The following is a 22,258-nucleotide window of genomic DNA, read 5'->3' on the forward strand; positions in this document are numbered from 1 at the left end:
TTTTAGTATCATTCCGTAGTAACAACCAATTTAGCAAAAAGACTTGATAAACTGTGTTAGAGATTCATCTGGATTAGTTATGCATGTTATTAGTTACTGTGATTTTTGTTACAATATTTTTGTAATATTCTAAAATCAACTTACTTGAAAATAATTCAAATTCGAAATTATATGAATACTTATTGGTCTGTTTTTGTGGAATTCCAAATACTTTTTGAAAATCTTGAATAGTAGAACCAATTTTTAATTCGTTTTTAAACGGAAAAGACTCTAGGCTAGTCTCAAAATGATATATTTCAAAGCCATTTGTTCCAAAAGTCCAAGTTGAATCCGTTTTGAAGACCGAGGATTTCATCTCTGCTATTTTTTCTCCTTTGTGCATGTATTTACAGTCGTAGTATACTCTCACAGAGATTTTTAAATTATAGGGGTTTTGATTTTCACTGGTTTTACATTCAATTTCGTATTGAAGATTGTTTATTATCAAATTATTTCGTGGGTCTTTAAGAAAATCCTTAACTACAATGGTATCAATTACAATATTCGAGTCTGTGTTCAATCCATTTTGACTTTTCTTATAGGTACAATTAATAATACAAGTCAATGTTAATATTAAAGATATTTTTTTAATCAAAGGTGTCATAATTACAGCTAATGGTCCTCAGTAATAGGTAATTATTTTTTGCTTACAGTATTAAACCACAATGAATTATAACCATTGTTTGTGCATCAGTTTTTATTTGTCATACCAGGAGTAAACTAACTCGGTTATTTCTTCGACATTATTTTCACTAATAGTAAGTCCATAAGTTGTAATTAATTCACTCGATATTACTCTTTTAATTTTCTCCAAGTCGTAACCATTTTGTAGGTCAAGAATTAGTTTTCTACTCAACTTTTTAAAAGAATGACTGTCGCCAGATAGCATAATGTCCGTCTGATATATGATTTTACTTAGTGCATTAATATTTTGTTCGTCAAGAATTTTCACTTAGTTTCTTTATGTAGTTATAAAAACTTAATGTTATTCTGGAATAGGATCTCCTTCTCCAGGTTTTAAAATTGAAAACGCCCAATCGGTAGATTTTGGAACATTTAATTTATCGAGCCACTCTCCACCTAATCCAGCAACTTGTATTTTATTATCAATTACTTCTAACCCTTCTGTTTCTCCAAAGAAGAATTGAATTCCGTTGTCGAGCGCAACACCCATTGTGTCTGGTATTTTAAATACATAACTTTCGTTTGGCTTAATTATCACTTTTTCATTTGCACTAATTGAATTTGCAGTTTCATTGAAAATAAAAATGTTATATACTTTCCCTGTCGCATTATATGTTTCAGGTTTGATAGTTTCTCCGCTATAATTTGGATTAATATAAACCTTATTATTTTGTGTTTCTTCGCTCTCGTTCTGCTTATTTTCCATTTTTGATTTACATTGGAAAAAGAAAATTGTGACAAGAGCCGATATGTATACTAAATGTTTTCTGTTTTTCATTTTTTAATTACGTAGAATGGTCTCAAATAAGAACAGTGATTTAAGACCACAGTTTTTTCCACCAAGATTTACTTTTGTTATTACTACTGTTTTCTAATTTACCACTTGCCTTATCATTGTTTTCAGGAATTATTTGCAGCTGGCTTTTTTCTTTATTCTCAAATTGGCTCAATAATTTATCTTCCTCATCTAGTTTGTCATATGCGTCAGCCTCAGTTAAGTGTCCATCTTGATCACTAATTCTGGTCAATTCTTTTCCTTGTCTGAAGACCAATTGGAGTCCATGTTCTTGTTCCCATTCACATTCACAAGTTACATTAACATAAATGTCTTCATCTCTTCGGTGTCTTCTAGTTACATATATATCTTGGGCGTAAATAAAATTCCATATTTTATTTTTCTCTTTGATATCCCAAAGTGGTTGGTCAGCTTCATCATATCCAATAGCATTTAGGAATTCCATACAATTCTGATATGCAAGTTCACTGAGCTTTAGCCTGTCATTAGTTTTCTTTTCCAAGAATAACTTTAAAGCTTTATCAGCCTCATCTATAAATCTCGAGTCGTTTTCGAGAATCAAGTCCATAAATGTGATTTTCAGTTTTTTATGGTCAAAGAATGGGATTTCTATAGGTTCACTTTCCCACCAATCATCGAATTGATCATTTTGGAACAGAGTTCCAATTACTTCACTTGTTATAAAATTTCTTGAGTTAGATTCCCATTCGTTCTCAAAATCAGTTTTTGAGATTTCAAACTCATTAAATTCTTCTAAATCCAATTCTTGATCACCTAAACCTCCATACTTGTCTTCAGTATTGTTTTTACTATATTTTAAAATAACTCCATTATCATATTTTTCGATCTGTCGTAATGGGAAACCTGTCTCATCTGTTTCAAAAAAAAATGTAGAAAAGCCCCAATCATTAAATTGATCACCCCTTTTTTCGGTCCATTTTCTCTTGAAGTATTTCATAAGTTATTATTTTCCTAGGTTTGCTCCCAAGGTATATGCATTCGCAATATATATAAATTTATAACTATAATACTGTATGTTTAAGTTTCAAAATATAAAAGCCTTTCAGGTAACTGAAAGGCTTAGTTGTTTTTATAGTAAAGCTTAATGCTATTCTGATTTTTCATACGCTTCTTTTAGCCATTCTATAAGTTCAGTGTCTACATCTTCTACAGTATTTAATCGCACTCTATGCGTACACATAGAACCAAATGGACCCGAATTCTCAAGACGCTCAGTAAGGGCTTTTCCTTTTAGCTTTAAACCTAAATCGATGCGTGTTTTGGTTGCAGGTTTTATTAATGCAAATTGTCGTTTTCTAATACAGCTCACACTATCTTTTTTTGGAGTGACTGTGATATCATTTCCAAACTCATTAATTTGTTCTAGAAGCTTTTCGTAAATCGGCTTTAAGTGTTCTTTTCCTTTGTATTGGTTGGTTAATAGGCTTTCATCATCTATAGAACCAGCATCCGATTTTCTGGCTTTTAGAGATACAAAATTTGCGTATCCGTGAGTGAAACCATGTTCAGATTTTAAAAAGTCTACAATAGCTTTGTGCTTTTCAATCTTTGACGCTTTTACAACGTTTATCCAGTGATCTATTGGTTTTCCAGTTTTTTCAAGTATTCCTTTTTCCATTGTTTTATGTTTTTACCAGGCACCAAGTATAGCGCCCATTAGTGTTAATGCTACGATGCAGTATCCTGCATTTATTATATATGCTTTTAGTGATTTCATTTCAAATAGGTATAGTATTCCGAGCATTGTGGCTACCCAACCAAAACCTGTAAAGAAACCAGCTAGAGTTCCAAATGTTACATCTGCCTCAGATCCAATGAACATTTCTAAAATCAATGCTGCAATACATGCGAGGAGTAAGGAGAGTCCAAAAGTTTTTGGGACACTTCTCTTTTTTAAATCTTCTTCGGTAACACCAAATTCGGTCATCCAGCCTTTCCCAAATAGTGGTCCATACCAGATGCCTCCAATTAAAAATGATGACACCGCAGCTACTATAACCGAAAGCCAGTTAATGTTTTCTACTGCTGTTGCTAAATCCATAAATCATAATGTTTTAAATTAAAGTACAAGTCTACTTTAATCTAATTTTACTGGATAGTAAAAAATTAACCTTGCCTGTCTAAGGGGAAGAAATTCTTCTCTTCATCGTTATGAAAGTTCTGTTGTATGAACTTTTGAGGGTTTATTCCCGAGAAGTGTTTGAACTCTTTTATAAAGTGTGATTGATCTGCATATTCGCATAGATAAGCAACTTGTGACCATTCAATCTTTTCTGTTTGATGAATTTGTTGTAGAATTTCATTAAATCGTAGAATTCTCTGGTAATATTTTGGCGTTAAGCCTACATATTTTTTGAATTGATCTATGAGATGCTTTTGCGTTTTTGAATAGTCTTGAATGATCTTATGATAGTTTGCGACAGACTCGGTTTGCAATTTTTCTAAGACACCCAATAATTCAGTAGGAGGAATTCGATCTTCTTGAAATCTATTAGCAAGCCAATTCTCAGCTACTTCAAATTTTTCTTCTGAGGTTGCCTTAACTAAGATATCTTCTCTTAGTGTCAAGATTTCGGTTCCAAATACCTGTTCTGCTGGGACTACTTTGTCATTTAGTTCTTGAATAGGAACATGGAAAAACGGATAGGCTCCATAGGGTTTAAACTGAATGACGAACATTTCGGATTTTTGGTGCGCAGAAATTGAAATGTAATTTTTGTGCATTCCAGACACCCAAACTTTTGTAAATGTATTGTTCGGTTTCAGGGTTTCATTATCAAAGGTATTTCGAACAAAACCATCTAATTCAAAGATGATGAAGATATGCCCTGTTGGCACTACACGTTCAATAGAATGATCTGGAACAAAGTCTTTAAAATGAAAAATGGATTCAATGTAGTTGCTTATAGTTCCTTTTATGTCATGTGTTTTAAAAATCATTAGCTGTATTCAGTTTGAGTTCTATTGATTCACAAAAGTTTCGTTTAGCACAGTTGTTTCTCTTAAGTCAACGTTCTGTTCGATTACAGATTTTAGGTTGGTGAGAAAGAACACCCAACATACGCAGCAATTTATAAATGAAAATTCATTTTCTGCTGTTGGATTTAAGTTTTTCTGATGTAGATGCAAAATAGTACTGCCGGATTCATGTCTTTCTAAACTGAATAGAACTGTAAAATCTTTACCAAACGTAAATTCGAAATAGGAGTCATTCTCAGAAGCAATAATTTCACCTTCAATTTGAAAATCCTTTTGCCATTTCCATAGATATGCTGTTCCGCTTGAAGGTACTTCGGTAGCGCTTAGTTGCTCATTTTGGCTTGAAAACTTTACGTTTCCAAGAAACCAAGATTCCAATCCTTGAGCAGTCGCTACACATTGATAAACATCTTTAATTGTTGTATGTAGCAATATTTTGTGGCTGAATTCACTTTTTGAAAAATCTTCTTGCCTCATAATAAACCCGCTTTAAATTTTAGTTTTAGAGGTTTTAAACACCCTGGTAAATCCATAGCTCGTCTCCAAACGGTTAGCTGCGAAATGTGATTGGTTTCGTGCCAGGCAGCCATAAAGTGGATGACTTCAAGTTTGGTAGGAAAAACGGTATCAAAAGACCAGTTCATCTTTTCCTGAAGAAACTCTTCACTACGATCGTTGAGCAAATCGATTTGTCTTTTGTGGCTTTCCAGATACTTTTTTAATAGCGCTTCTTTGGTAGGGTATAGGGTTTCGTCTGCTTGTGGAGTTCTAGGATCTCCAGGACCTGTTCTTCTAAAAACCTTAATCCACGCTTCTGGAGTTGTATTCTTATCACCTAATATTTCGCATGACATTTCTGAAGCATCATAAAGATGTCCAATAGTCCATGCTGGATGATTTTCTATGCCTTTAGATGGAATGATTGACATTTGACTATCTGGAACATCTTCGACCAATAATTTTAGGTGTTCTTCATTTAAGCGTAAAGACTTTTTTATTAATTCTATTGGATTCATAAGATCTTAGCTGCAAATTGAGTAGTTACTTATTTTCAAAATAAAAGTCTGTCCACATAGACCTCCAGATTTTCCAGGAATCATCTGATTGTTTCTTGTAGATTGTAGTATTAATGCCTTTTTGAAGCATTCCGAAACGGATAGTATCTTTTTGATAAGTCCAGTCGAGTATTGAGTTATGAGTAGAAATAGCCAAGGTATCTAATACTTTCAAACTAATGATTTCGGTTTGAAAATCGTGAACTGTGGTTACCGAACTATCCTTTGGAAACCAAAACTTTTGTATTTCAGATTTTCCTTCAACAGGACTTAAACCACTTGGTTGTATACGTGCGTCTTCTTCTAGAAGATTTAGTATTTTATCTTCATCCATTTGCAACCATCCATCGACATAGTCTTTATGAACTTGTATTATGGCTTGCTCTTCTTTGTCAATTGACTCTTTTGATTGTTCTTTATTACAACCAACACACAAGCATAATATAAATAATGATAAAAAAATATTTGAGAAGATTCTATCTATTTTCATGTTTATTAATATGAGTTTAAGTATTTGAATACCATTTAAGCGTATGCTCTAATATAGTAAATATGTAGAAGTATTCATTAGAGGGTTTTTAGAGGATTAAATAACAAAAAAAAGCCTCCCAGTAATCTGAAAGGCTTTATAGTTTTTTATAGAAAAAAAGCTGTTTTATTCGCTAGCTTCAGCTTTATCCACTACGATACGTTCATCACGGTTGGCTAATTCCCAAGCAGTATGAAATACTAATCGCGCTCTATTCTCAAGCAAATCATATTCGATTTTATCTGGAGTATCGGTTATTTTGTGATAATCATCATGGGTACCATTGAAATAGAAGATTACTGGGATATTATTCTTTGCAAAGTTGTAATGATCTGATCTGTAATAGAAACGATTTGGATCATTTTCGTCATTGTACTTGTAGTCCAACTCTACATTGCAATATTTTAAGTTTACGTCTTCTGAGATGTTATGTAACTCTGTACTTAGCTTGTCACTACCAATGAGGTAAACATAGTTCCTATCTCCAGTTTTGCGTTTGGGATCAACACGACCGATCATATCTATATTTAGATTGGCAACCGTGTTTTCTAATGGGAAAATCGGATCCATATCTGTGTAATATTTTGAGCCTAACAAGCCTTTTTCTTCACCAGTGACATGTAAAAACAAGATTGAACGTTTTGGACCGTGACCATTTTTTTGAGCTTCTTTAAAGGCTTCAGCAATTTCTACAACCGCAACTGTACCAGAGCCATCGTCATCTGCACCATTGAAAACTTCTTTATTTTCATCTACACCGACGTGATCTAAATGTGCAGATATCACGACAATTTCATCAGGCTTTTCTGAGCCCTCAATGAATGCTACTACATTTTCTGAAGTGAAATCTTTAGATGAATTTTCAATATCAATAGTTAAGTTTGCTGTAATTGATTTTGGAGTATGGTCATTAACGATTTTATCATAAATTACTTTAGCAAATACACTATCTACTAAAAAGAAAGGTGCATTTTTTCCATTGTCTTTTAATGACATTCTCCCGCCTTGTGAAGCATAGGAGGTCGAAGAATTATATATTGTTGAATAATAAGTAGCATACCTTGGAAAGATAGCTTCATCCATAAGTAGTATAGCTCTAGCACCTTTATCTCTCGCCAAGTTACGTTTAGAGAACATAGATTGTCTACCACCAGACCATTTTGTTGGCTCGGCTGTACCAGTAGTAACGTAAGTTCCGTCTTCGTTCTTTGCTTCTCCAGCTTTGATTAGAACGACTTTATCTTTTACATCGAGGTCTTTATAATCTGAATAGCCTTCAGACTCAACACCGTATCCAGCATAGACAACATCGCTAGCTGTTATAGTTTGTGTAGTGCCGCCCAAAAGGCAAAATTGGTGATCGAAAGGAGCGAAGTTTCTATCATTAATGGTTATTGTTGTTTTTGCGACTTGTCGTTTCTGCAAAGGCACTTCTTGGAAATAATCGTCACCCTTCAAAGGACTAGGAATTTCCATGGATTGATACTGTGCTTTTAGATATTCTACGGCTTTCTTTTGACCTGGCTCACCAGTCTCTCGACCTTCAAACTCATCAGAAGCATAGACATAAAGCATGTCTTTTATTTCATCTGCAGTAATGGTTTCGGCATAGACCACAGGATCCGCAGGAGCATTATTTTTTTCTTTAGAGACTTTGTTATGTGCTGATGGACCACAACCTGTAATTAGTAAACCAGCAGCTAGAAGTGCAAAAATTGATTTCATTTTTAATTAGTCTTTTTTATGGATAAGCACAAATTTAACCTTTGTATGAGGTTAATGGCTTATGGTTTAACACTATTTTAAAAAAATTAGAGTTTTTCTGGTGAAAGGCGCAATTCTGAATTTGCTAAATACCATGCCGTTGTAAAGATTAGCTTAGTACGTTTTGCCAGTAAATCATAGTTAATCTTATCTGGTGTGTCAGTAGGTTTGGAGTAATCTTCGTGTTCTCCGTTGAAATAAAATATAACAGGGACGCCTTGTAGTGCAAAATTGTAATGATCAGACCTGTAGTAATAGCGGTTGAGATCGTCGTCTGCGCTGTAGGTATAATCTAACTCCAAATTTGTGAATAACTCATTTGCTTTTTCAGAGACATAATGAAGCTCAGTACTAATACGATCGGCTCCAATGATGTATATGTATTCATCATCGTTTTCGTGCCTTCTATCGGTTCTTCCAATCATATCTAAGTTTAAGGCCGCTACTGTATTTACTAAGGGGAATACTGGGTTTTCTGTGTAATATCTAGAGCCATATAAACCGATTTCTTCTGCGGTCATATGCATGAAGGCTATACTTCGTTTGGGTCTAAATCCATTTTGCTCTGCGAGTTTAAAGGCTTGTGCCATTTCTAAAATCGCTGATGTTCCTGAGCCATTATCATCTGCACCCAAGTAAATTTCACCATTAACAATTCCCTCATGGTCTGAATGTCCAGAAATGATCACAACTTCTTCAGGATAAACTTCACCCTCTATATAGGCGATCACATTTTGAGAATCGTTATAGCCTTCAGGGAAATACTCGGAGGGTACTGTCTGGTAGTATTCGTTGTCTGAAATTGGCGACCCAATATTGTGCTGTTGGTAGAAGTTGCGTAGGTAATTACATGCTTTGTTATGGCCTTCTTCACCTGTTTTTCTACCTGTAAATTCTTCAGAAGCAAATTTTTGTATATGGAATTCTAGCTCGTCTACAGTAATAGTATTCGCATATTTTTCTATAGTATCTTGCTGCTCAAAAACAATACTTTGTTTTAAGTTCTTTACTTTTTCACTATATCTTAGTTCTGTACACGAACCAACTAAAAATAAGGCAGAAAGGAAATAAAATTTCATGGATTAATAGACAATTTCTAGCGTTCAAAGAACGTAAAAAAAAAGGTAACTCGGAAGAATTACCTTACTTTATTGTCCTGAAAATCATATTGCTAGTCAATTTCGAGATCATTGAGCTCTTCAATGGCTTCTTCTTCAGATTTTTTCTCTAATTCTTCAATTTCTTGAGTGTCTCCAAGTTCAGTCTTTTCGAATATGGCTTTGTATGTTGTTACTGTAAGTGAAATAATAGTCAATAGAAATATATACTGAATAACTTTCTTAGAGGCATTTTGCTTTTTAGAAAGATAGATCAAAACAAAACCAATAAGTAGTGCCAATACTGCTGGTCCTGCAGAAACCTTGTATAAAGGCGTTACAGATAGTACCACTGCTAATATTGAAACAATAAACCCTAGAACGATTAAAAACTTTCTCATCTCTTAGTATTTTAGTCCTGTTGCTGATTTAATTTTTAATTCTCCACTTCCTACAGGAATCTTGAATTTTGCATATACTGGGACTTTATTTTCGTCTGCTGTAAGCCATAATAAATTGGCGTTGCTACCTTTAAGAACGTCATTATTACTTATAGATAAGGCTAGTTTGTAGCATTCCTTTCTACCAAGATTGGTATTGATGGTTTCCTTATTAATATACTTTATCACCACATTGTGTTCCTTATTGTCAAAAATAACCTTAAACGATTGGCTGTCACCAGGATTGGCTTTGTGGATATCCAAATTTCTTATATGATATAACGTTGAGACCAAGTCTTTTGTTGAAGCTCCAATACTGAGATTCTTTTTCTCTTCCCAAAATTTGCCATCCTTTCTCCTTTTCTTTTTTAGACTTTGAACGGTTTTGGTTTTATGGTTGAATTTGTATTGCATAAACTTATAGTAGCCGCCTTCATTAATATCTCTTTTGTATAGGTAAGGGGTTAACGTGGTAGGGCTTACGTAGCTTTCGTACAAATCTCTAATCTTGAAAAACCCATCAAAACTCTTATAGGTAGTCGCTTTGCATTTTAGCCGTAATAGCGTGGACTTAGCGGTTTTTACCTCACTGGTTTGCATCGTGACTTCCGCTATATCTGTTAATAGACCAGACATGTTGTATGAAGCTGTAAAAACTAAGTTTTCTCCTGCGGCTATCGTTTTATTTTGCTGGGCATACAACGATGTTGTAAGTGCTAGTAAGACTATAAGGATAGGTTTCATTAGTGTTTGTTTAAATGATTGGGTACGCCTTATGGCATATAACGCATTAACAAGCATATATTGTGCCGAAAATACAATGTAAAAGATTTTAAAGCTAATTTTTTGTAATACAATTAAGTTTTTTTGAAGGCCTTAAAAAAAGTGATATTTCCTTTGGCGACATTAAAAAAGCATTTTATATTTGCATCCGCTTAGGAGGAATGGCAGAGTGGTCGAATGCGGCAGTCTTGAAAACTGTTGAGGGTCACACCTCCGGGGGTTCGAATCCCTCTTCCTCCGCGAAAAGAGCTTCTATTTTAGAAGCTCTTTTTTATTTATGCTATTTGTACCTGTTATACACTACTGATTAGATAATCTAACTTTTTCCATATTAATAGAATACGCTTGAATGAGCTTAGAAAAAAAGCCAGAACTAATGTTGCTAAAATAGTATTCATTAGATTTCCTATCCATTATGTAATAGCTAGAAGTCGGGAGGTGTCTTGTCTCAATTTCGCCTGTTAAGTTACTATAACTAGTACTTCTCATGCTACCTGCATTGTAGTCAAATAAGTATCTGTATTTATCTCTATCATCATACTTATGGGAATAAACATCAGATTGTAATACAAATTCATACTTTCCTTTGTAATTCTTTTTTATATGCTTTCTCATGTAATTATCTCGACTATTTCTCCCTTTAAGAACACAGATGAGAACAGTATCATCTTTTCCAAAATCGGCAGGAATAGCCCCATTTTCGACAGTCATTTTTTTAGATGCACTACCTTTTACAATTGCTCCGCAAGAATTTAATAAAAATGGGATTGTTACAGTTAAAATAATGAGTTTGATATGTTTCATACTTGTAATTTTTTGTCAAGCCGTAAAACTAAATAATATTTATACATAATTATATTGTTAACATTAATTCCTAATTGAATAACGGTTGTCTTTATTAGCGTATTTTTGCAAAAAATAAACGTATGAATCTCATAGAAAGCTTACAGTGGCGCTATGCCACCAAAAAGTTTGATAACAATAAAACACTCTCTAAGAATAAATTAGAACTAATAAAAGAAGCATTTAACCTTACAGCCACGTCGTATGGCTTACAGACCATAAAGCTTTTGGTTGTTGAAGATAAAGCCATCCGAGAGCAATTGGTTGAGCATTCTTATGGACAACATCAGGTAGTTGATGCATCACATTTATTAGTAATTTGTATTCAGGATGATATAGAAACAGAAGATGTTGATTCGCATTTCGATAATGTAAAATCTGTGCGTTCTACTCCAGAGCATATCCTTAAGCCATTTAGAGAAAACCTAAAAGACATGGTCGCCAATATGTCCTTAGAAGAGCAGCAAGAATGGTCTATAAAACAAGCCTATATAGCACTTGGTAATCTAATGACGGTCTGCGCTATAGAGCGTATAGACAGTTGCCCAATGGAAGGCTTTTTACCAACCGAGTTTGACAAAGTGCTTAACCTTAAGAAGCTAGGTTTAAAGTCAGTATTATTGCTTCCAGTAGGCTACAGGGCAGAAGACGATATGTTCGCATCCTTTAAGAAGGTGAGAAAGTCAATTGCGGATACTGTGATAGATTTCTCGGTTTAATCGTTATATTTGTTTCAAACATTGATTACTATGAAAAAGTTACTTGTTATTCTGTTTATTACTGTAAGCTATTTTGGCTTTTCCCAAGACAGTAATGCCTTTAAGTCTATAAAAGAGACTTCTATTGAAGCGACTAAAAGCAATAAATCGATACTCTTAGTATTCACGGAATCTGCTAAGGATTACAAATACATAGCAGATAAATTAAGTGGACTTAGCGCAACATTTGTAATGCATCATGTTGATAGAGCTGAGAATAATGGCTTAACACAAGAGCAAAACATGCTTAATCAGCGTTTGGTAACGCATTACAACAAGACCAACACATATCCTTCAGTGTATGTTCTTGATAAGCATGCTTCACGTACGGGAGAATCTTTATTGAATCTTTCTGAAGCTGAAATAACTAAATTTTCAGAATCCCTTAAAGCTCATTAATTAAATGCCAGGATTTGAACTGTTTGGTGATCTGGAGCGCAAACATGTAAATGATGTTCTAGACAATGGCGTTCTTATGCGCTATGGTTTTGATGGTATGCGTAATGGGTATTGGAAGGCCAAAGAATTAGAGTCAGAGATTGAAAAGACTTTTGGTGTTGAACATGCACAATTAGTATCTAGCGGTACAGCTGCTGTTTCTGTAGCTTTAGCTTCCGCTGGAATTGGAGCAGGAGACGAAGTGATTATGCCTACATTTACCTTTGTTGCTAGTTTTGAAGCCATAATGATGGTCGGAGCGACGCCAATTTTAGTAGATATAGACGATACCTTAACCTTAGATCCTGAAGCAGTAAAAAATGCGATTACACCAAAGACCAAAGCGGTTATGGTAGTTCATATGTGTGGTAGTATGGCAAACCTAAATGCTTTAAAAAGTATCTGTGACACCCATAAACTCACACTAATTGAAGATGCTTGCCAAGCTATTGGAGGCACTTACAACAATAGAGCACTAGGTAGCATAGGTGATCTAGGTTGTTTCTCCTTCGATTTTGTAAAGACCATTACCTGCGGAGAAGGCGGCGCAGTAATTACCAATAACAAAGACTTCTATACCAACTCAGATCATTATAGTGATCATGGACACGACCATGTTGGAAATGATCGTGGCGCTGAAACACATCCGTTTTTAGGCTATAACTTCAGAATATCTGAGCTCAACGCTGCCGTTGGATTAGCGCAAATACAGAGACTTTCAGAGTTTTTGGAGATTCAGAAGAAGAATTATACAGTCCTTAGAAATGCTTTATCTCAAATCCCTGAAGTCACTTTTAGAACAGTTCCTGAAGGCGGCGAGGAGAGTTATGCATTTTTGAATTTCTTCTTACCAGATTTAGAAACCTCTAGACGTGCTTCAAAAGCACTTAAAGAAGCAGGCGTGGATGGCTGTTTTCATTACTATGATAACAATTGGCATTACGTTCGTAAATGGGATCATTTAAAGAGTGCTACATCACTTTATCCAGTGTCTAATGAGGTAAAAGAAGGTTTAGCCTATTTATCGGAAAAGGACTTTAGCCAATCCGACCATTTTATTGGGAGAAATATCTCTGCGTTGATAAAATTATCCTGGACAGAAGAAGAGGTGAAAGATCGTGCTCAAAGGATGGTCGAGGCAATAACATCTGCTATAAATTAAGTTTTACACTACTATTTTTCAACAAAGATTATGCTTGTATAGTTTATGTATAGGCTGAAAATTTGCGGTGACTAGAGAATACCTCTAGCTTAGATGAAAATTAAGTTATGAAGGTCTTTTTAAAGCTGGTATTTTGTTTTATGGTAAGTATATCCTATTGCCAACAGACTCCAATTGATTTTTCTGATAATGCTTTGCATAATTTTAGTGTTTGGGGAGGTAGTACATTTGCTATAGTTCCTTCGCCTACAGATGCAAGTAATCCTACTGGAGAGTTCTTCCGTTCAAGCTCATCCGATCCTCAAGGACAGTATTTAGATTTAGTTGTGCCTATTGATTTAGATGTTGAAGACGTTATCACGTTAGAATTTTATGCCTTTGACCCTAATCCGCATAATGTAGTTGTACGATTGGAAAATGGTACTAATACAGATGTAGAAATTGGTGTTCCGGTTACATCACAAAATACTTGGACAGAATTAAGCTTCGATTTTTCTACCGTTGGTGGGACAGGTCAATATAGTCGGTTAGTAATTAGAATAGATGATGGCAGCACAGTTCCTGGTGCTTTTCGTATAGATAATATTAATGATGGATCGGTAGCAGTTAATCCTAATGAATTGGATGTAATCTATACTGATTTAGTATGGTCTGATGAATTTGATAGTACAGGACCAATTGCTGTAAATGCATCCAAATGGCATCATCAAACTTTTGGACCCAATGGAGGACAATGGTTCAATGGAGAGCAGCAGCACTATACTGATAGATTGGATAATTCTTATGTGGAAAATGGGTATTTGAATATTGTAGCCAAGAGTGAAACCTTTACACAAGATGGTGTGACACTAAATTATACCTCAGCTCGATTAAATTCTAAGTTTGCGTTCACCTACGGAAGGGTAGACGTAAGAGCCAAATTACCAGCCGGTGATGGTACGTGGCCAGCGATATGGACTTTGGGTAAAAATGTAAACGAAGTAGGGGCTTATTGGCAAACACAAGGATTTGGGACAACGACATGGCCAGCATGTGGCGAAATAGATATTATGGAGCATGGATTAGGAGCTGTGAATGATACTTCGAGTGCGATACATACACCATCAAGCTCTGGAAATACAGTAAATACGGCATCTCAATTAATTAGCGATGTTGCTAATAATTTCCATGTGTATTCTGTGAATTGGTCGCCAAATCAAATTACATTTTTAGTAGATGGTGTTGGTTTTTATACCTATAACCCACCAGTTAAAGATGCTAGCACTTGGCCATTTGATTTAGAACAATACCTCATCCTTAATATTGCTATGGGAGGCATCGCTGGAAATATAGATCCAAGCTTTACGCAAAGCCCTATGGTCATTGACTATGTAAGAGTTTATCAAAATCAATTGAGTACTGAAGAAATCACAATTAATGATTTTAGAATTACACCAAACCCTGCTTCAGATTATATCAATATTTCTAGCGACTTGGATATTGATTCCGTTGAAATATACAACATGCTAGGTCAACGTATGCTGAAAACAAATAGTAACACAAACCGCCTTAATATCACTAATATTGAATCAGGATTGTATATACTGAAAATTCATGCAGGTAATGCAACAGTAAGTAATAAGATTATTATCAATTAATAACTGATCGTCTCAACTATTTCTAGACCATAACCAATCATACCAACTCTTGGTTTTTGTTCACTATTGGTCATTAATCGTAGTTTAGAAACATTTATATCGTGCAGTATTTGTGCACCGATACCAAAATCCTTAACATCCATAGGCATTCTCGGTGCTTTCACAATCTTGTTTGAAACTTGAGACGCTTTCAAAATACCTAAACGATTCAACAGATTTGTAGACTTAGGCTGTTGGTTGATAAAAATAATAGCGCCAGATCCAGCATCATTGATAACCTTGAACATGTTATCGAGTTTCTTGTCAGCATTATTAGTCAAGGTACCCAAGATATCATTATTAACAAGCGTAGAGTTTACACGTGTCAACACAGGATCATCTGTATTCCATGAACCTTTAGTTAGCGCAATATGAATCTGATTATTCGTAGTCTGCTGATATGCTCTTAACCTGAATTTTCCAAAACGGGTTTCAATATCGAAATCTTCTTTCTTTTCAATTAAAGAATCATGCTCCATTCTGTAAGCCACTAAATCTTCAATAGAAACGATTTTGAGGTCAAACTTCTTGGCAACATCCATAAGTTGAGGAAGACGTGCCATTGAACCATCTTCGTTCATGATTTCTACAATAACACCAGCAGGTTTTAGCCCAGCCAAACGCGCAAAATCAATAGCGGCTTCAGTATGCCCAGTACGTCTTAAGACACCACCTTCTTTTGCAACCAAAGGAAATATATGTCCAGGACGAGCCAATTCAAATGGCTTAGTATCATGGTCTATTAATGCATGAACAGTTTTTGCACGATCACTTGCTGAAATTCCTGTCGTCACACCATTACCTCTTAAGTCTACAGATACCGTAAAAGCCGTTTCCATAGGGTCAGTATTGTTGTTGACCATCATGTTGAGCTCAAGGTCCTTGCAGCGCTTCTCAGTTAAAGGCGCACAAATAAGACCTCGTCCATGAGTCGCCATAAAATTGATCGTCTCTGGAGTAACCTTTTCGGCAGCAGCTAAAAAATCACCTTCATTCTCTCTATTTTCATCATCAACAACGATAATGACTTTGCCTTGACGAATGTCTTCAATGGCTTCTTCTATGGTATTTAAAGTAATGGTATCTTCCAAAATTGCAGTCATAACTTAGTATTGCAGAAGTGCAAAGATATGGCTTATTCTATATTTTCTATAAAACTTTTATTAAAGTCTTGCTTGGCTTTAAACTTGTTGAATAATAATTCGATAGGATAGAAGGGAAGGCTAAGAAATAATAGTAAAGGATTCATCCTCTTGTCTTTTCTATCGATGCTTTTATAGAATTCGGAATAATAATAATGAGACACTACAAAGTAAATAGCGAATATGACAAAGCTTATGATTCCAAGATCTCTTGAAGCATCAGCAAGTTGTGGCATTTTGTTATTCTTGAAAACGAAATGTAAAACAATTAGTATAGCGCCAATAGCAAAGGATACTAAAGCAGTTTTTGAATAATCAGAATAATCAATAAAGAGCTTTTTTGAAGTACTAAACTTAGTATTCAGGTTTATTCCTTTTTCTTCTAAAGTATCAAAGCTTACTTTTCTGGTTCTCAACTCGTGAAGTGCTATATCTTGTGCACTTTTATCGTATTCAAACTGAAAAGGATCCTGTACAACAGCAATTAACTTGTCTTCATTTAGAGTTTGAAAATAGCTGTAATCAATACCATCTTCATTTATGAATCGTTTTTTAGCTCTTTTACTAAACAGTCTACGGATCGGATCTAAGATGATATCTAACTCAAACAGACCTCTGTCTTTTGTAGCTCTATTAGTGAGATAAACACTAAGCGGTAACATGATTAATGTCGATAACCAAGTCGCCAAAGCAGGATCAAAAGAATCATTTTTTGCACTATTCTTTGCAAAGATTCCAATGAAATGATAGGTTAAGAACAATAATACAGCGACTACCATAGGCAATCCAATACCTCCTTTTCGTATTAATGCGCCTAGTGGCGCGCCAACAAAGAATAGGATAATGCAGGCTAGTGGTAAAACAAACTTTTCGTGCAATGCAATTTTATGCTGATTGAGCCACTTCTTCTCTAAAGAATCAGATTTTTTATTAGAATCTAATATTTGGTTTGTACTATTGGCAGAGTTCAACGCAAGGCTAATAATGTTAGCTTTTTGCTTGGTGTTGAACAAGTCCATGATATTGCCATCATATATAGTATCCTTATCTGGAGTAATATTTTTATTTAAAGTCCCAATGGAACTTCTGTTGTATAATGTGGTAGAAAATGTATTTAGTTTTTCATCTTTTCTACCTGCTAAACTATCTATGGTATAGTTGAGCCCAGAAACAGTAAGCATGTTGTAGCGACTGTCAATTTTTTTCTCTTCGTAATCGACTTCATTCAAGCCTTCGAGATCTACATTAATCGTGTAGGTTTCGAAACTGCTTTTAGCATGTGGCTTTTTTTGATTCTTTTTGGGGTCCTTGCTAAAAATCTCATCGTAATAATTTCCATTCTTCAGTTCTAATTGTAGAATGTTAGAATTTACGCTGCTTATTAATTCGCCTGTTTCTGCAACAATAACAGTAAGGTTTTTTTGACTTGCTGCTTTTTTCTTGTGAATGATAACGTCCTTAAGGTATTGCCCTCTATCTCCACTTTTTTCTCTGACCTTAATATTGATGGTGCCAATTTCATTAAACTGTCCTGCAGCGATTGCCATTGCTGGCTTTTCCTTGGCAATATTCTTCCTTAGGTTATAGAAATTGAAATTGGCTACTGTAATGACATTATTGGCAAAAAAGAATACACCAATAGCCAGAATTAGAATAAAGACACTGAGACCTCTCATAGCTCTTTGCAATGATATCCCTGTAGACTTCATCGCGGCAAACTCGTAGTTTTCAGCAAAACTACCAAAGACCATGATAGAGGATACTAAAATGGTTAATGGTAATATGAGTGGAATAAGTGTTGGAGTTACATAAGTTAGGAACTTAAGAATCACTCCAAAATCTAGATCTTTACCTGCCAGCTCTGAGATGTATAACCAAACCGCTTGCAAAACAAAAATGACCATGAAAATGAAGAACACGCTCAAAAATGTTTTTAAGTAGGTGGTGATTATATACCTATCGAGTATTTTCACAATGTATAACCTAGTCTATCTTATTGATGTAGTAATCGGCATATTTGCCTTCGTCAAAAGTAAATAAGGTTTTTGAAATGGGCTGATTTGTTTTAAAAGAATTAACAGTCAACGTTGTTTTTGTTCCGTTTTTGCCAATCTCAATTAGGTTGTAGATATGTTTTGTATTTGCATCAATACCTAACAAAACTTGCTTTATTTCTGAATCTGTATCGATAGGAATAAGTTTTACATACTGAACTTTTCTGCCTTTTACGTTTTGAACGATATCCATGGCGTAGTTATAACCATTTTCGTAGAACGATAACATTTCACTTGGTGTGATGGTGTTTTCTTCTTCAGAATTTTCGGAAGAAATGGTTACTTCTTCATCTTCCGGACTAATAGTGTACATGGTTTTACCATCATAAATTCTGGTAACACCTAGAATATTGAGGTAATACTTTTCACCTTCAATGACTACATCACCTCTTGTTTCTTGGTTAATGTTTTCGCTTACATTAGTTAAAACGTATTTAAAATCTATTGAAATATTGTCATAAGATTTCACTTTGCTACTAACTTCATTCAATAAGGCTTCTGCTTTGGCTGCATCTTGAGAGTAGCCAAAAAACACAGTAAGTAAAGCTAAAACTGCGATTGTCTTTTTCATGATCTTTAATCTAATCGTATTATTGTTTTTCGTTTTCTAATAATTGTTCTAAAGCTAACAAATCTGGAACCAAAACTTGTCTGGCTTTACTACCTTCAAAAGGACCTACAATTCCTGCAGCTTCCAATTGATCTATCAAACGGCCAGCTCTGTTGTAGCCTAATTTGAGTTTTCGTTGCAGTAAGGATGCAGAACCTTGTTGTGCTGTGACTATGATTTCTGCTGCTTCTTTAAACAATTTATCTCTATCTGCGATATCTATATCAAGACTTGTGCCACTTTCTTCACCAACATATTCTGGTAAAAGGTGCGCATTTGGATATGCTTTTTGAGAGCCAATAAATTCAGTGATTCGTTCTACTTCTGGAGTGTCTACAAAAGCACATTGTATACGAATCATATCATTACCTTGGGTATATAGCATATCTCCACGACCTATTAATTGATCTGCACCAGAGCCATCCAAAATAGTTCTGGAGTCAATTTTTGAAGTCACCCTAAATGCAATACGCGCAGGGAAGTTGGCTTTAATAATACCAGTAATAACATTTACAGATGGTCGTTGTGTTGCGATGATTAAGTGAATACCAATTGCCCTTGCAAGTTGCGCTAAACGTGCTATTGGTGTTTCTACTTCTTTACCAGCCGTCATGATAAGGTCAGCAAACTCATCAACAACCAGTACAATGTATGGTAAAAATTGATGGCCATCGTTAGGATTTAGCTTCCTTGCTTTGAACTTAGCGTTGTATTCTGATATATTTCTACAGAATGCATTTTTTAGCAATTCGTAGCGATTATCCATTTCTATACAAAGCGAGTTCAGTGTATTGATCACTTTGGTGTTATCTGTGATAATAGCATCTTCACTATCTGGAAGTTTAGCTAAGTAATGTCTCTCAATCTTATTGAATAAAGTAAGTTCAACCTTTTTTGGATCTACCAAAACGAATTTTACTTCGGCTGGATGCTTTTTGTAGAGTAGAGAAGTCAATACCGCATTCAATCCAACAGATTTACCTTGTCCAGTTGCACCAGCCATTAATAGGTGAGGCATCTTTGCCAAATCTACCACTAGTGTTTCGTTACTAATGGTTTTTCCTAAAGCAATTGGTAATTGCATCTCGGACTTTTGGAATTTCTGAGACGCTATTACTGAGTGCATCGATACTATCGTAGCCTTCTTATTTGGTACTTCTATACCAATGGTTCCTTTTCCAGGGATTGGTGCAATAATTCTAATACCCAATGCTGCAAGTGATAAGGCAATATCGTCTTCTAGGTTTTTGATCTTGGATATTCTTACACCAGCTTCAGGAACAATTTCGTAGAGTGTTACTGTAGGCCCTATTGTTGCTTTGATGCTAGAAATACCAATTTTATAATTGTTCAGCGTTTCTACAATACGGTTCTTGTTTTCTTCGAGCTCTTCTTTATTTATAGTGATGCCTTCGGTATCGTATTGTTTCAATAAATCTAAAGGTGGAAACTGATATTTGCCAAGTTCTAGAGTTGGGTCGAACTGTCCAAAGTCTTCTACTAACTTATCTGCCAGATTATCGGTTTCTGACTTTTCTTCTTTAATCGTTTCAACTTCAATATCTACCTTAGGAGTTTCAGGTTCTGGTTCTACGACCTTAATCTCCATTTCTGGTTCTTCTTTAACAACCTTTTCCTTAGGTGAAGAATGATGCTTTATTGTGGGCTCGAGGTTTTCTAAAGGAATTTCAAAAGCAGACTTTATTTCCTCTGCTTCTTCAGTTAGTGCATTGTCAATAGGAACTACAACCTCTTCTTCTGTATTGGTTTCAAAAGAATCTAATTCAGACTTAATATCTCGTTTTGCACTTTTGAAGAGATTTACGAACGTCTCTCCAGTAACTTTAAATCGTATTGCAGCATAGGCAATCAATCCAAATAGTAGGAGTAGAGCGGTACCCAATTTGCCTATGTAATCCTGGAAGAACGAATTCATTTCATAACCAATAGTTCCACCAAGCATGTCATACTTATGTGCAAAGAAGCCGAAAAAGATAGATAGCCAAATTACTATTAGTGTTCCCCAAATCCAGTGTTTGCGAAGCTTAGCTTTTTTGAGATCTAGAGTGACATAGATACCAGAAAGAAAAAATAAGCCAGAGAATATAAATGAAGCAATACCAAAACCTCTGTTGATAAACAGGTCGCTTAACCAGGCTCCTCCTTGGCTGATCCAATTTTTATAATCACCAGAACGCTCAGGAAAGCTTGTCAGGATGCTTTGATCTTCTTTACCACTAAATAGATGAGATAAAAAGGATACAAAAAGCAGGACACCGAAAATAATCAATAAACTGCCTAGGACGAGTTTTTGTTGGCTTGATAATTTAAAGGTAAGTGATTTAAGCTTTGGTTTGTTCTTGGTTTTTCTTTTGCTGGTCTTTTTCGCCATTAATCCCTTTTAATTAAAACAAAAATACAAATTACAGTTATTAACGGTGTTTTATTTTAAAAAATTGCTGACAAGATATTCACACTCACTATTATTCCACTGATTAAGCAATAATCTTTGGTAAGTAAATGAATCCTGCGACAATTGTAGCAGTTATCGCTGCAATAAAAACAGCACCAGCAGAAATGTCTTTGATACGACCAATTTTTTGGTGATGCTCTGGGTGAATAAAATCTGCAATGTATTCTATAGCTGTGTTGACACCTTCAATACTCATTACCAAACCAATCATACTGATTTGTAGAATCCATTCAAAGTTTGAAATCTTAAAATAAAATCCAGCCACTGTTACTGCAATTGCTATAAAGACCTGAATCTTAATGCTGGCTTCTGTTCTTACGAGATAGATAGCACCCTTTAAGGCATAGCCAACACTCTTTATTCTATTTACTAAAAAAGATTCTTTCTTTTGTGTCATGTCGTAGACTATGATAATGCTGAAAGTGCAGCGTCATAGTTTGGTTCGTTTCCAGTTTCAGGCACTTGCTCTGTATGTGTAACTGTACCATCAGAATTCACAATAACTATGGAACGAGACAACAAACCTTCGAAAGCACTATCTGCAAATGTAACACCGTAGTTATTACCAAACTCCCCAGTTTTAAAATCTGAAAGTGGGATAACATTTTCTATACCTTCTGCACCACAAAAACGTGCTTGAGCAAACGGAAGATCTTTTGAGATACACAATACTACGACATTGTCTAATGATGCAGCTTTTTCATTGAATACTCTTATGGATTGTGCACACACTCCAGTGTCTACGCTAGGGAATATATTTAGTACTAATTTTTTTCCTGAATAATCTGCCATTGTTTTGCTAGATAGGTCTGTAGCTGTTAGTGCAAAATCTGGTGCTTTTGATCCAACTTCTGGTAAATTACCAACTGTATTTGCAGGATGTCCTCCTAATGTGATTGATGCCATTATTTTAGT

24 protein-coding genes and 1 tRNA gene are annotated in these 22,258 nt (G+C 35.0%); 5 read left to right on the forward strand and 20 right to left on the reverse strand.

What is annotated here, in order from left to right; all coding sequences use genetic code 11:
• Positions 1-73: 73 nt before the first annotated feature.
• The 13 genes from NCE97_RS08650 to NCE97_RS08710 all read right to left on the reverse strand — a co-directional run bounded on the left by NCE97_RS08650 (position 74) and on the right by NCE97_RS08710 (position 10,148).
• The gene (locus tag NCE97_RS08650; protein WP_353778643.1) at positions 74-559 is read right to left on the reverse strand and encodes a hypothetical protein; all 486 of its coding nucleotides are present in this window, start codon (positions 557-559) and stop codon (positions 74-76) included.
• Positions 560-1,024: 465 nt separating this feature from the next.
• A complete protein-coding gene (locus NCE97_RS08655; protein ID WP_353778644.1) occupies positions 1,025-1,429 on the reverse strand; it encodes a hypothetical protein in 405 nt (134 codons plus the stop codon).
• 112 nt (positions 1,430-1,541) lie between these two features.
• Positions 1,542-2,477: a DUF6985 domain-containing protein gene (locus tag NCE97_RS08660; protein ID WP_353778645.1), complete on the reverse strand. Its 936-nt coding sequence runs from the start codon at positions 2,475-2,477 to the stop codon at positions 1,542-1,544.
• Positions 2,478-2,627: 150 nt separating this feature from the next.
• Positions 2,628-3,158, reverse strand: coding sequence for a DUF5655 domain-containing protein (locus NCE97_RS08665; RefSeq protein WP_353778646.1), 531 nt, complete (start codon positions 3,156-3,158; stop codon positions 2,628-2,630).
• Between the two features lie 12 nt (positions 3,159-3,170).
• On the reverse strand, positions 3,171-3,581 hold the full coding sequence (locus NCE97_RS08670; RefSeq protein WP_353778647.1) for a DUF1761 domain-containing protein: 411 nt from the start codon (positions 3,579-3,581) through the stop codon (positions 3,171-3,173).
• A gap of 65 nt (positions 3,582-3,646) precedes the next feature.
• Entirely contained in the window at positions 3,647-4,480 is an 834-nt protein-coding gene (locus tag NCE97_RS08675) for a DUF6597 domain-containing transcriptional factor (RefSeq protein ID WP_353778648.1), read from the reverse strand.
• 21 nt (positions 4,481-4,501) lie between these two features.
• On the reverse strand, positions 4,502-4,996 hold the full coding sequence (locus tag NCE97_RS08680) for an SRPBCC family protein (RefSeq protein WP_353778649.1): 495 nt from the start codon (positions 4,994-4,996) through the stop codon (positions 4,502-4,504).
• Positions 4,993-5,535 carry a DinB family protein gene (locus NCE97_RS08685; RefSeq protein WP_353778650.1) on the reverse strand — a complete coding sequence of 181 codons (543 nt, stop codon included), beginning with the start codon at positions 5,533-5,535 and terminating at the stop codon, positions 4,993-4,995. Before NCE97_RS08685 ends, NCE97_RS08680 begins: the two co-directional genes overlap by 4 nt.
• A gap of 25 nt (positions 5,536-5,560) precedes the next feature.
• Positions 5,561-6,064, reverse strand: coding sequence for a YybH family protein (locus tag NCE97_RS08690; RefSeq protein ID WP_353778652.1), 504 nt, complete (start codon positions 6,062-6,064; stop codon positions 5,561-5,563).
• 165 nt (positions 6,065-6,229) lie between these two features.
• The gene (locus NCE97_RS08695; RefSeq protein ID WP_353778653.1) at positions 6,230-7,828 is read right to left on the reverse strand and encodes a M28 family peptidase; all 1,599 of its coding nucleotides are present in this window, start codon (positions 7,826-7,828) and stop codon (positions 6,230-6,232) included.
• Between the two features lie 86 nt (positions 7,829-7,914).
• Positions 7,915-8,946 carry a M28 family peptidase gene (locus NCE97_RS08700; protein WP_353778654.1) on the reverse strand — a complete coding sequence of 344 codons (1,032 nt, stop codon included), beginning with the start codon at positions 8,944-8,946 and terminating at the stop codon, positions 7,915-7,917.
• Between the two features lie 92 nt (positions 8,947-9,038).
• On the reverse strand, positions 9,039-9,365 hold the full coding sequence (locus tag NCE97_RS08705; protein ID WP_353778656.1) for an FUSC family protein: 327 nt from the start codon (positions 9,363-9,365) through the stop codon (positions 9,039-9,041).
• Between the two features lie 3 nt (positions 9,366-9,368).
• The gene (locus tag NCE97_RS08710) at positions 9,369-10,148 is read right to left on the reverse strand and encodes a DUF3108 domain-containing protein (protein WP_353778658.1); all 780 of its coding nucleotides are present in this window, start codon (positions 10,146-10,148) and stop codon (positions 9,369-9,371) included.
• Between the two features lie 194 nt (positions 10,149-10,342).
• On the opposite strand from NCE97_RS08710, the gene NCE97_RS08715 reads away from it, so the two are divergent.
• Positions 10,343-10,427 (forward strand) — tRNA-Ser (locus tag NCE97_RS08715).
• A gap of 60 nt (positions 10,428-10,487) precedes the next feature.
• On the opposite strand, the gene NCE97_RS08720 is transcribed toward NCE97_RS08715, so the two are convergent.
• Positions 10,488-10,991 (reverse strand): hypothetical protein, encoded by a 504-nt coding sequence (locus NCE97_RS08720; RefSeq protein ID WP_353778659.1) that lies wholly within the window; start codon positions 10,989-10,991, stop codon positions 10,488-10,490.
• Positions 10,992-11,113: 122 nt separating this feature from the next.
• Here NCE97_RS08720 and NCE97_RS08725 point away from each other — a divergent pair, with 122 nt between their 5' ends.
• The 4 genes from NCE97_RS08725 to NCE97_RS08740 all read left to right on the forward strand — a co-directional run bounded on the left by NCE97_RS08725 (position 11,114) and on the right by NCE97_RS08740 (position 15,025).
• Positions 11,114-11,749 carry an NAD(P)H-dependent oxidoreductase gene (locus NCE97_RS08725; protein WP_353778660.1) on the forward strand — a complete coding sequence of 212 codons (636 nt, stop codon included), beginning with the start codon at positions 11,114-11,116 and terminating at the stop codon, positions 11,747-11,749.
• A gap of 30 nt (positions 11,750-11,779) precedes the next feature.
• Positions 11,780-12,187 carry a hypothetical protein gene (locus NCE97_RS08730; RefSeq protein WP_353778661.1) on the forward strand — a complete coding sequence of 136 codons (408 nt, stop codon included), beginning with the start codon at positions 11,780-11,782 and terminating at the stop codon, positions 12,185-12,187.
• A gap of 4 nt (positions 12,188-12,191) precedes the next feature.
• Positions 12,192-13,388, forward strand: coding sequence for a DegT/DnrJ/EryC1/StrS family aminotransferase (locus tag NCE97_RS08735; protein ID WP_353778663.1), 1,197 nt, complete (start codon positions 12,192-12,194; stop codon positions 13,386-13,388).
• A 107-nt stretch (positions 13,389-13,495) separates the two neighbouring features.
• Positions 13,496-15,025: a glycoside hydrolase family 16 protein gene (locus NCE97_RS08740; RefSeq protein ID WP_353778664.1), complete on the forward strand. Its 1,530-nt coding sequence runs from the start codon at positions 13,496-13,498 to the stop codon at positions 15,023-15,025.
• Here the strand turns inward: NCE97_RS08740 and ribB are convergent.
• The 6 genes from ribB to tpx form a co-directional block, all read right to left on the reverse strand.
• On the reverse strand, positions 15,022-16,167 hold the full coding sequence (gene ribB / locus NCE97_RS08745; protein WP_353778666.1) for a 3,4-dihydroxy-2-butanone-4-phosphate synthase: 1,146 nt from the start codon (positions 16,165-16,167) through the stop codon (positions 15,022-15,024). The two genes, NCE97_RS08740 and ribB, sit on opposite strands and share 4 nt — an antisense overlap.
• 32 nt (positions 16,168-16,199) lie before the next feature.
• On the reverse strand, positions 16,200-18,125 hold the full coding sequence (locus tag NCE97_RS08750) for an LptF/LptG family permease (RefSeq protein WP_503065991.1): 1,926 nt from the start codon (positions 18,123-18,125) through the stop codon (positions 16,200-16,202).
• Between the two features lie 64 nt (positions 18,126-18,189).
• Positions 18,190-18,831, reverse strand: a complete 642-nt coding sequence (lolA1, locus tag NCE97_RS08755) for an outer membrane lipoprotein periplasmic chaperone LolA1 (RefSeq protein WP_353778668.1) — start codon at positions 18,829-18,831, stop codon at positions 18,190-18,192.
• A 19-nt stretch (positions 18,832-18,850) separates the two neighbouring features.
• A complete protein-coding gene (locus tag NCE97_RS08760; RefSeq protein ID WP_353778669.1) occupies positions 18,851-21,262 on the reverse strand; it encodes a DNA translocase FtsK in 2,412 nt (803 codons plus the stop codon).
• Positions 21,263-21,365: 103 nt separating this feature from the next.
• Positions 21,366-21,740 (reverse strand): diacylglycerol kinase, encoded by a 375-nt coding sequence (locus NCE97_RS08765; protein WP_353778670.1) that lies wholly within the window; start codon positions 21,738-21,740, stop codon positions 21,366-21,368.
• Positions 21,741-21,748: 8 nt separating this feature from the next.
• Positions 21,749-22,249, reverse strand: coding sequence for a thiol peroxidase (tpx, locus tag NCE97_RS08770; protein ID WP_353778671.1), 501 nt, complete (start codon positions 22,247-22,249; stop codon positions 21,749-21,751).
• Positions 22,250-22,258: the final 9 nt, after the last annotated feature.

It is taken from the genome of Winogradskyella sp. 3972H.M.0a.05 (assembly GCF_040493455.1).
Taxonomy (GTDB): Bacteria; Bacteroidota; Bacteroidia; order Flavobacteriales; family Flavobacteriaceae; genus Microcosmobacter.